The 11,111-nt window shown below is 42.2% G+C and carries 8 protein-coding genes and 1 pseudogene; 4 read left to right on the top strand and 5 right to left on the bottom strand.

Features of this window, described 5'->3' with window-relative positions; genetic code table 11:
• Together G626_RS18180 and G626_RS15230 are read left to right on the top strand one after the other, a co-directional pair.
• Nucleotides 1–279 (top strand): annotated as a pseudogene (locus G626_RS18180) (IS30 family transposase); the annotation flags it as partial.
• A gap of 182 nt (nt 280–461) precedes the next feature.
• Nucleotides 462–1,370 carry a hypothetical protein gene (locus G626_RS15230; protein ID WP_022931351.1) on the top strand — a complete coding sequence of 303 codons (909 nt, stop codon included), beginning with the start codon at nt 462–464 and terminating at the stop codon, nt 1,368–1,370.
• A 181-nt stretch (nt 1,371–1,551) separates the two neighbouring features.
• On the opposite strand, the gene G626_RS17205 is transcribed toward G626_RS15230, so the two are convergent.
• The 4 genes from G626_RS17205 to G626_RS0103160 all read right to left on the bottom strand — a co-directional run bounded on the left by G626_RS17205 (nt 1,552) and on the right by G626_RS0103160 (nt 8,718).
• The gene (locus G626_RS17205; protein WP_022931349.1) at nt 1,552–5,676 is read right to left on the bottom strand and encodes an SUMF1/EgtB/PvdO family nonheme iron enzyme; all 4,125 of its coding nucleotides are present in this window, start codon (nt 5,674–5,676) and stop codon (nt 1,552–1,554) included.
• Nucleotides 5,677–5,864: 188 nt separating this feature from the next.
• Entirely contained in the window at nt 5,865–6,296 is a 432-nt protein-coding gene (gene fabZ / locus G626_RS0103170) for a 3-hydroxyacyl-ACP dehydratase FabZ (RefSeq protein ID WP_022931348.1), read from the bottom strand.
• 124 nt (nt 6,297–6,420) lie between these two features.
• Nucleotides 6,421–7,671 (bottom strand): beta-ketoacyl-ACP synthase II, encoded by a 1,251-nt coding sequence (gene fabF / locus G626_RS0103165; protein WP_022931347.1) that lies wholly within the window; start codon nt 7,669–7,671, stop codon nt 6,421–6,423.
• 96 nt (nt 7,672–7,767) lie between these two features.
• Nucleotides 7,768–8,718, bottom strand: a complete 951-nt coding sequence (locus G626_RS0103160) for an ACP S-malonyltransferase (protein ID WP_022931346.1) — start codon at nt 8,716–8,718, stop codon at nt 7,768–7,770.
• 183 nt (nt 8,719–8,901) lie between these two features.
• Between G626_RS0103160 and G626_RS18175 the strand changes: the two genes are divergently transcribed.
• Together G626_RS18175 and G626_RS0103150 are read left to right on the top strand one after the other, a co-directional pair.
• Complete coding sequence (locus G626_RS18175) at nt 8,902–9,069, top strand: hypothetical protein (protein ID WP_196800451.1); 168 nt, start codon at nt 8,902–8,904, stop codon at nt 9,067–9,069.
• On the top strand, nt 9,066–10,613 hold the full coding sequence (locus G626_RS0103150) for a Na+/H+ antiporter NhaC family protein (RefSeq protein ID WP_022931344.1): 1,548 nt from the start codon (nt 9,066–9,068) through the stop codon (nt 10,611–10,613). Before G626_RS18175 ends, G626_RS0103150 begins: the two co-directional genes overlap by 4 nt.
• A gap of 119 nt (nt 10,614–10,732) precedes the next feature.
• On the opposite strand, the gene rsfS is transcribed toward G626_RS0103150, so the two are convergent.
• Nucleotides 10,733–11,086, bottom strand: coding sequence for a ribosome silencing factor (gene rsfS, locus G626_RS0103145; protein WP_022931343.1), 354 nt, complete (start codon nt 11,084–11,086; stop codon nt 10,733–10,735).
• Nucleotides 11,087–11,111 lie beyond the last annotated feature (25 nt).

The raw sequence follows: 11,111 nt of genomic DNA, 5'->3' as shown, positions 1-11,111 counted from the left end.
GATTTCTCAGGAATTGAAAATTCTAAGGATGGAAGAAAAAGAACTTGTTTGTATTTTGCGCATCCTTATTGTGCAAGTGAGCGAGGAACTAATGAAAATCACAACAGGATATTCAGACGATTTTATCCAAAGGGAACAGATTTTTCTAAATTGAATCCAAAACTTTTTGCTGAAGTTCAGGAATGGATGAATAACTATCCGAGAAAAATCCTTAAAGGGTCAACTCCAGAATTGGAACTTCAAAAACATATAGGTATGAATTTTAAGATTCCAATATAAAAAAATATCACCAGTTTAAAGAAACTGGCGACATTATTATTTACAAGTTACATTTCACAAATTTCACAAATTTTTTCCAAAAAAAACTGCATAAAATGAACAAGTTTGGACAATATTATATGTAGAGAAAACCGCTTGCCTCGCGGCGGCACTATGTTCAAATAAGATTACAGGAGAAAGAAATGGAAAATCAGGTAAAATCATTGGGGAATCCAGAATACAAAGACAGACTATTCAAATTCATATTTGGAAAAGATACAGAACAAAGCAAAAGGTGGCGGCTTCAACTATATAACGCTTTGAATGGAACAGAATTTAAGAATCCAGATGAATTGAAAATTAATACAATTGAAAATGTTATTTACATAACAATGCACAATGATATTTCTTTTCTTATAGATACAGAAATGAATCTTTTTGAAGAACAAAGTTCTTATAATCCAAACATGCCACTGAGAGGATATATGTATTTTGCAATACTATATCAGACTTATCTTAGCGAAAATGACAAGAATCTTATTAGTTGTTCAAGAGTTATGATTCCTACTCCAAAGTTTTATGTATTTTATCATGGAGGACCAAAACAGCCGGAACGTTGGAAAATGAAGTTATCAGATTCTTTTTTAAGTAAGGATGAATCAGGAGATTTTCAATGGACCGCTACAATAATAAATCTTCATCCTAATCATAATGGCACTCTTAACAAAAGCTGTATTCCGTTGTATCATTATGTAAAATTTGTTTCTATGATTACTACAAACATAGAAGCAGGAATTGAGAAAAAACAGGCGATTGAAATGGCTGTAGATGAAGCAATAAAAGAAAATTTACTGGAAGGCTTTTTCAAAATACATAGAGCGGAGGTAATCGGCATGTGTTTGACAGAAATTGATGAAGAAGAAGCAAAAAGAATCTGGCACAAAGATGGATTTACCGAAGGAAAAAATGAAGGCCGCTCTGAAAAAGCTGAGGAAGCCGCTCGAAACTTTTATGCAAATGGAGTCTCAATAGAAATTATCGCAAAATCCCTTAATATGACCGAAGAACAAGTTCGGGAATTAGTGAAAGAATCTGTTTCTGTGAAAGCATAACCTCAATGGTCAGTCAGATAGTTGAAGAATATGGTGATGAACGTGCAACCGAAAAGATGAATACCCCGCTTGGTAAAGTTCTTGAAGCCCTGAAATAGCATGTCGAAACAAGTTCGACATGACAAGACTTGTTGGAAAGCCCCATGACTTGCGCAAGATGGGGATGACATGTCTGCGGGGATTACGGAATGGTGCGGACTACTCGGAAGCCTAATGAGTCGAAATGCTCATACGGAGGAAAACAATCACGCCCAAACAAATCACAGCTAGAATCTTTCCAACTATCACCGCGGTTAACGCGTTCAGTGCCGCCCGACGGCCAACCGGTTGCAGGCATATCCCTATCTATATGGGCCGCATACCAGTCCCAGCACCATTCAGCTACATTACCGTTCATGTCGTAAAGTCCTTTTATATTCGGGTGCTTTTTTCTTATCTCATGAGTTTTGCTATTTACATTTGTAGTTCTATTATACCAGGCATAATTTTCAAGGTCACTTTCATCGCTTGTTCCGCAGTAGTAAGTCTCTCCGACTGCCATGTCATCTCTTAAAATGTCTCCGCCTCTTGCGCAGTATTCCCATTCTGCCTCTGTCGGCAGACGGTAGCCGTTTGCATTAAAGTTACAGGTTACTGCATCCCATCTTGTATCGCTTGAAGTTGGTACAGTTCCCCAGTCATCAGGATTTGTTGAATCTACTGTAGGAGCTAAAGCTTTTTTCATTGTATAGCATGGGGTAAGTCCTTCTGCCATACTTCTCTTATTACAGTAAACAAGGACATCATACCAGCTTACATTTTCTACAGGACGGTTTTCCTGTATTTCACCAGAGTCAGGTTCTTTTCCTGAACTGCCATTAAAACTGCTTGGGTTTATTCCCATTACAGCCACATATTCAGCTTGTGTCGTTTCATGGTCGCTTACCCAAAAATTATTAAAAGAAAGGCATCTCTCAGCAGTCAATACTTGCGACGACGATATTATTATAGGAATGTCACCCAATACTGTAACACCGCCGGTTAATGGCAGAATAGAATCCAAACCGCAGTCGCCGTCTATACAGTGAACTACGGTTGCGGGAACGTTTCTGTGCCAATTGACTTCACGCCTTGTTCGCTTCCACTGGTCTATTGTTCCTGTAAAGTTGATTGTTGCTAGAGAAGTACAACGATCAAATGCACCTTCCTCAATTCCATGGTCATCAACACTTCCACTTATTGTTGCAGGCAGAGTTATTTCTGTCAGACTGCTACAGCCATCAAAGGCTGAAGACATAATAAGCTGAACTGTATCTGGAATTTCAATACTTTCAAGACCATCGCAATCTAAAAAGAGTTCTGTAACCAGGTATTCCATCCAGTCTGGAAGCGCAATAGAGACTAAAGCCCCGCTACTATTAAAATACATTCCATCGTTATAATCTTCAATAAAATCAGAATTTATAGTAGCTCTTGCATCAAGATTTATTCTAACTCCTCTATCAGGTCCTTCTGTTAAACTTCTAATTGCGTTTGCAACTTTAGCAAGTCCCCCTTCGCTGCCCAGTGTAGCACTAGCCCCCACCGGCCCTTCAACAACAACATTGTAAGTTCCGGCAGTAGTGAGGCTGCTGATATAAGCCGCAACGTTTTCGGCACTGTTATTAACCGCTATGTCAAACTCGGCTCCGTGTGGCTGGCCAAGGTAAGTTGCGGTTACCAGGAGTTTGTAGTTACCCTCTGGCACTGCAGGGAAGGTGAAGCTGTTACTTGTAAATGATGCAACCTGAGTTCCACCGTTCTTTACCAATACAGACCAGGTAACATCATCTGCAATTGATGCGTAGGTTATATTTGTTGCCGGTGTACTTCCAGGTTCTGTTCTAGTGATTGTTGGAGTAATAGTCATAGCCTTTGTCTGACCTGGTATTGCCCCGTTACTGCTTGCCGCAAAGGTGAAGTTATAATCTGTAGCCAGATACTGGCCGCCGCTTGAACCGGATTTAGCAATGCTTACAGCACCACCTGAGCCACCAACAATGCTGAAGCCTCTGTCGCTTGTAAAGTACTGAGATGGAGAGCCGGAGTTAGTGTAGTCGGTTGCGAATGGATAAGTTTGACCGATAGCAGTTGGCTCATTATCAGTGTGTGTGGTTACACCAATTCTTGCACCTGCAGTAAATGGACCATCTATAGTTATTGTCTTGTCCTTTGTAATTATTACGTTTGCAGGGCTTGTGCCACTACTTACTGTATTGCCGGTTACTTTAGGATTTCCATGAATCTTGAGTGTGCTGTCACTATTAACATTAATACCAAATGGCTTATTTCCTGTAATTGTACCACCAGAAAGATTGAGTGTTGAAGTACCTGTTAACTCAATACCGCCAGCATCACAATTTGTAATAGTAACACCAGAAATTGTACATGTAGAGTTTTCAATTACAATACCTGGACCACCTGTACTAATTGAATTTTTGATTGTTCCACCAGAAATTGTACAGGTACCACTTACATTAGAATAATAAATGGCATTTGAATTATTTGACTCAAATACACCGCCCTGAACATCACAGCGGGTACACTCATTAACATACAGACCTATGTTAGTATTTGAAATATTACAATTCTTGATTGTAAGATAACCAGCATTTTGTTGTATTGCATGAGCAAAGCCAGTAATTGTTGTTCCATCAATTATAAGCGTATTGCTGCTGCTATGTGTAATACCGTCACCACTGCTGTTAGTTACTGTAATATCCCCAATTGTTACCTTCTGGAGTGTTGAAGTTGGAGCCACGTTTATACCCGTTAGCTTAGCTTCCGATGCACCCTGCCACTTCTTGAAGATAAGTTCATCTGTTTCGATACTATCAAGAATAATGCTTCCGTAATCTTGAGGAGCTGTAGGATCTTGCATACCGTAAGTTGGAGATGTAAAGTCACCCTTGATGTAGATTGTATACTTAGGCTTTCTGTCGTTACCTGTTCGGTTTCTATTGATATCTTCAATAACATCTGCAATTGTAGGGAACGGAGCGGCTATAGAACCATCACCTGTAGTAAGGTTAGAGGCATTAGAATCTGAAGTCGATGTTACTGCTTCTACATAAATAACGCTGTTCATAAAGCGGAATTTAACTGTATTTGTTGCTGAGTTTTCGTAGTTTGTAAGACTTGCGTAAGCTTCTACGCGGTAGGTGTTCTGAGGAAGCTCTATGGTCTTTGCAGTGGTTGTAGTGCCGCTTGTGTAGATACGGCCGCTGCCTGTTGCCTCGTAAACCTTGTAGTAAACGGTTGTGCCGCTTACAGGGTTTCCAAGGTGGTCTTCTGTTGGAGGTATAATTGTAATTACACCCTTTTCTGTATCTTCGTCATAAGGAGCGGCTGCAAGAAGGCCTTCCGCTATAGGAGCCCCGTCTCTGTCTAAGATTTCAGGTTTTACAAGTTTTGAAATACTTGTAGAAGCCTTAACCTCGCTTGTAAGGCCTGCTGAATCGCGCAGGATGATTGAATATTCCTTGTCGCCGTTTGTAAAGGCATCGTCAGTTTCAAAGTAAACAGAGTTATTTGTCTTGTGTTCAAAGGCCTTTCCTTTGAGTGTGATGTAGCTGCTGCTGTAAGAACGCTTAAAGTGAGCATCTGTAAAGGTGTAGCGGGCTACCTGCAGGTTAGGATGTTCCGGGTCTGATGTTGAGTCTGTTTCTGTAGTAACCTGAACCGGATAGCTTACTCCGTTAATTTCTACAGAAGCAAGGTCTTTATGGCGGATAGCCACTTCTTCTTCGTTAGGCATGTCAAAGGCAACTACGAAGGTCTGGTTACCCTTGTTTAAGATTGTCGGATTTAAAATTGCAGGCGGCTTTGAGTTACAGCTAAGGCTTACTGAATAGCGGTCAAAGTCACGGCCACTCATTGGCTCGTAAAGATTGATGAGTGGAGTTATGTCTTTTCCTTCGTCTGCCGGAATAAGGAAGTCCTGTGGCAGAGTAAGGTTTATGATTGCAAATTCTGTCTGCTCAATGCCGACTGCAGAACGGCTTATCTGGCCGTCCAGATTTTCAAAGTTTACAGAAGGAACAAGATTAAACTGTTTCGGGTTACGCATGTAGAAGGTAATTTCTACATCCTGATCAGAAGGAATACAGAGCTGGTTTGCAGCGTTGGTGTAAGTTTCTATGCTGAAGGTGTGCTGTTCAATTGCGGCTGTTTCTGTGTATTTTTCCATGAAGTCTGCAACATCATTTTCAAAAAGTGCACAGGAAGAAAAGCCGTTTAATAATAGAGAGATTATGAAAATATGGAATAAACTCTTTACCCTTCTCATTTTCTCTCTATTATATATGAATTCTGGCCGTTTGACTACATAAATATTGTAGTCATAACAATGGATTGCTTCGCCCTTCGGGCTCGCAATGACAGGGCTATGTTATTGCGCAGAACCTACCAAACACATGCGTCGCCTGCGGCGCCGCGTTGTGTAAGGAAGTTATTGTACTTCGTCGGCTCGCTCACTTAGTTCGCTGCGCCGACGAGGCACATCCATTCAGCCTCGGCACATAAGGTGTCGCCTACGTAGGCTTTGCCGGCCTGTTTAATCATCTTTGGACTGTTGCGGAGGAATTCGATTTCCATGCGAACCTTGTCGCCAGGGCGAACCTGATTGCGGAATTTTACCTTGTCCAATGTGGCAAAGAAGAAAAGTCCATCAGCAGGAACTATATTCAGGTAACGCAAAGCCGCGCCGCCTGCCTGTGCCATAGTTTCACAGAGAATAACTCCAGGAACTACAGGGTATTCAGGAAAGTGTCCTTTGAAAAAGAATTCATTTTCTGTAAATGTATGCTCACAAACGCAGCCTTTTTCGTCTGCAGAAATAATAGAATCTACAAACAAAAATGGTTCGCGGTGTGGAAGTAATGATTTTATATCAGTAGTAAGTGGCATTGTTAAATCCTTATGATTTGTCCCGCAGGCGCAGCCTGTCGGGACGAAATTACTTTCTCCCGCAACCGAAGGTTGTCGGGAGATTAAACGGTTTAGACTGCACACGAAGTGTGTCAGTCTGAAACTATTTTACTTTCTTGATAATAATTGCACCGTTGTGTCCACCAAAACCAAATGTTGCAGACATTGCAGCATCAATGTTCATCTCTACGCCCTTGTTTGGTGTATAGTCGAGGTCACAGCCGCCTTCAATATCAGGATTATCAAGGTTCTTTGTACAAGGAACAAAGCTGTCGTTGATTGCCTTTACACAAATCATAGCTTCTACAGCACCTGTGGCACCAAGACAGTGACCGTGCATAGACTTTGTAGAAGAAATCTTAAGCTTGCGGGCATTTTCTTCGCCAAAGGCAATCTTAATCATATTTGTTTCGCTCGAATCATTCTTCATTGTAGAAGTTCCGTGAGCGTTGTAGTACTGAATCTCACTTGGATCCATTCCGGCATCCTTGAGGGCACGTGTCATACACTTTGAACCGCAGATTCCGTCTGGATTTGGAGCTGTAAGATGGTAACCATCACAAGAAGCACCATAACCTGCAACTTCAGCATAAATCTTAGCACCACGAGCCTTAGCGTGCTCATACTCTTCGAGAATAAGAATTGCAGAGCCCTCGCCCATTACAAATCCGTTGCGGTCCTTGTCGAAAGGACGGCTTGCCTTTGTCGGGTCATCATCAAAACCTGTAGAAAGAGCATGAAGAACTTCAAAGCCAACAACACCGAACTGACAGATTGTTGATTCTGCACCACCGCTGAGACAGCAGTCGAGGCGGCCGCTTCTTACCATATCAAAAGCAACTCCAAGAGCATCTGTACCAGAAGAACATGCTGTTGCAATTGACTGAACAGGACCGTGAACGCCAAAGTTAATTGCAATATTTCCGCCTACTTCATTTGGAATAAGCTTTGGAATAGCCATAGGATTAGTTTTTACACCACCCATTCTTCCCATTCCAAGAACGTCTGCTTCTGTCTCTTCGAGACCGCCGATTCCAACACCAAGAATGATTCCAGTTTCATCAAGAACTTCCTGATTGCCCATAAGGCCAGCATCGTCAAGAGCCATCTTTGCAGCAGCTACACCAAGCTGTGTAAAGCGAGCCATCTTGCGGGCATCCTTTGAATCCATATACAAAGAAGGATCAAAGTTTTTTACTTCTGCTGCATAGTGAACTTTGTTTACAGATGCATCAAAAAGTGTGATTGGACCAATACCGCTTTTTCCGGCTTTAATTCCAGCCCAGGTTTCTTCTACAGTATTTCCAAGAGGAGTGATTGCTCCCATTCCAGTAATTACAACACGTCTTGCCATTTTTTTATCCTTAATATAACAATTTATGTCATTGTCCGGCTTGACCGGACAATCTAGATTCCCCGGTCAAGCCGTGGAATGACACTATTTATTCACTTATAGAGTTCCGAGAGAGTCAGCACTATTCACTGCAATACAGTTTGCAGTCTCAGCAAATCCTGATTTTCCCCAGAGGCCTGTCAAAACAGCACCAACACCTGGTTCAATCAGTTCCCATTCGTCGCCGCTTGCTTTAATCAGGTCGTTCAAAACGGCTTCTTCCGATGTCCAGCGAACAGGATTTGTAAGGTGGAGAACGGCATTCTTTTTGATTTCTGCTCCGTCCTTTGCTTCCTTACCTGTTACGTTGCTGAAAAGAGTTTTATCCGGATTATTGAAGGTAACACCTGCAATTGCCTTTTCAAAATTATCAGCTGCTTCCTGCATAAGAGGACTGTGGAAAGGTCCTGCAACTGCAAGGCGAAGAGCACGGCGGGCACCTGCTTCCTTTGCCTTTGCTTCAATCTGTTCGAGAGCATCAGCTGTTCCGCTTACTACTGTCTGAACAGGGCTGTTAAGGTTTGCTGCATAAGCATCTTTAATGCCATTAGCAAGCTCTTCTACCTTCTCTGGTGGAAGCCCAAGAACAGCTGTCATACCAGGTGCGTGACCTTCGTTTGCCTTTGCAATATTTTCGCATGTTGCCTGCATGATAAGTCCGCGCTCGCGAACTACTTTAATTACATCTTCAAAGCTCAAAACGCCGGCTGCATACAAAGCAGGGAATTCTCCAAGAGAAAAGCCCATTGCGGCACTTGGCTCAATACCTTTTGTTTTCAAAACAGCCATAACTGCGAGCGAGGCAGTTGTAATTGCAAGCTGACTGTTATCTGAACGGCTCAAAGTTGCCGCATCACTCTCCCAAAGAAGCTTTGGCATATCAACGCCGGTAATTTTTGTTACCTGATCTACAACTGCACGTGCTTCAGGATAAGCATCACAGATATCCTTAATCATGCCCGGAACCTGTGCACCCTGTCCCGGAAATAAAAATGCATATTTTTTCATCTTTTACCCCTGTAAGAATATTCTGCCAAAAGGCACTTCTACAAAATGACATTTTTAACACTTTTTGTCAATATGGAATTCTCTTCGCAAATGGCTTGCCACGTCGCTTCGCTCCTCGCAATGACGGGTATTTCACTCGCAATGACGGGAAACGTGTGTTATAATATTTCTCAGGAGGAAATTATGACAAACGAAAAAGCTATAAAAGCATTGCGACAGATAAAAACTTACTGCGCTGCTACACAGCTTGAGGAACTGGATTATGCAATTGAAGTTCTGGAAAAGCTGGAAAAAGACGGCGTTAAGGAACCGCTCGCAACTGACTTTAAAAACGTGGAGAATAAAAAATGATAGGAACATTCTGGGCCCTTGTGCCTGCAATCGTGGCCATTGCTCTGGCCCTCTGGACAAAGGAAGTTTATTCTTCCCTTTTTATTGGTATTGTAATCGGCGGACTTTTCTACGCCATTGAAACTGCAGCCGGCTTCCCTGGCTTCTTCAATCACATCTTTAAAGACGGTATGATTGCCCAGCTTTCCGACAGCTGGAACGTAGGAATCATAGTATTCCTCGTTGTTCTTGGAATTATGGTTGCCCTTATGAACAAGGCTGGAGGATCTGCTGCTTTCGGCCGCTGGGCTAAAAAACACATCAAGACAAAGGCCGGTGCACAGATTGCTACAATCGTGCTTGGTATCTTTATCTTTATTGATGACTACTTCAACTGTCTTACTGTAGGCTCGGTTATGCGCCCTATGACAGACAAGTATGGTCTTTCAAAAGAAAAGCTCTCTTATCTGATTGACTCTACTGCCGCTCCAGTCTGCATCATTGCACCGATTTCTTCCTGGGCTGCAGCAGTAGCAGGCTTTGTAAGCGAAGGTGAAAACGGCTTTACCCTCTTCTGCAAGGCTATTCCTTTCAACTTCTACGCTTTCTTTACTATATTAATGATGTTTGCAATGGTATTCATGAAGTTTGAATACGGCGAAATGTCTAAGTATGAAAAGGCTCTTGAAGTTATGAACAATGATTCTGACGAAGTTGAAGATGGAGCAAATGCAAATGGCCGTGTAATTGACCTGATTCTCCCAATCATCGTTTTGATTGTTATGTGTATTCTCGGAATGATTTATACAGGCGGTTTCTTTACAAAGTTCAACGTACTCGAAGACGGAACAACTGAAGCAAATGCAAACTTCCTCAACATCATTTCTTCATTCTCTGATTCAGATGCTTCTGTTGGCCTTGTGCTTGGTTCTTTTGCAGCCCTGATTATTACAATCATCTTCTATGTTTGCCGCAAGGTTCTTTCTTTCAAGAGCAGCATGCTCTGCGTTCCAGACGGCTTTAAGGCTATGGTTCCAGCTATTTTGATTTTGACTCTGGCCTGGACACTTAAAGCTATGACAGACAGCCTTGGTGCTAAGGAATATGTAGCTGGTCTTGTGGAAGGTTCTGCTGCAGGTCTTAAGATGATGCTTCCTGCAATCATCTTCGTAGTTGCCTGCTTCCTCGCTTTTGCTACAGGAACAAGCTGGGGAACCTTTGGTATTCTTATTCCAATCTGTATTGCAATTTTTGCACCGGGAAATCCACTGCGCATTATTTCAATTTCTGCTTGTATGGCAGGTGCGGTTTGTGGTGACCACTGTTCTCCAATTTCGGATACAACAATTATGGCCAGCGCGGGTGCTCAGTGTGAACACGTAAAACACGTTTCAACTCAGCTGCCTTACGCCATTACAGTTGCTGTAGTAAGCTTCCTCACATACATTGTTGCCGGAATTACTCAGGGAATCGGACTTGTCGCAAGTGCCATCATCTCATGGATTTTCGGTGCGGCAGTATTGTTGGGATTCTTGATTTTCATGAAGAAGAAGGTAACAAAATAAATAGATATACATCGGTGATTGAGTAGTCCGAAGGACGTATCGAAATCACCGATGTATATAAAGATTTCTATGGTGGTTTCGATACGATGCTCCGCATCACTCAACCACCGGATTTTTCGTTAGGCTCGGAAATCAATTGTTTTTCCGGCGTGCCAGAGCTTTTCCAAATCATAGAAAGTTCTGGCAGACTCAGACATAAGGTGTACGACGATGGCGCCTAAATCAATAAGGTTCCAGTCGTCGCCGTCCGGGCTCTTGCGGTTTGTAACGTGAATCTCAAGGTCATTATCCTTGATGTATTCTTTAATCTGCTTATAGAGTCCCTGCCAGTGAGCAGAAGATGTAACTGTTACGATTACAAAATAATCTGTCCAGCTGTTAAGTCCGCTGATATCCAAAAGAGTAACATCATTACCCTTTCCATCTTCCATCAACTTTGCAATTTCTCTTGCTTTTTCTTCCATTGTTTTCATAATTACCACCTGCGCTTTATCTGCG

Origin of the sequence: Treponema bryantii NK4A124 (assembly GCF_000421345.1) — a bacterium.
Taxonomy (GTDB): domain Bacteria; phylum Spirochaetota; class Spirochaetia; order Treponematales; family Treponemataceae; genus Treponema_D; species Treponema_D bryantii_B.
The sequence above is the reverse complement of the archived record's forward strand: the minus strand, read 5'-3'. Positions and strand labels throughout refer to the sequence as shown.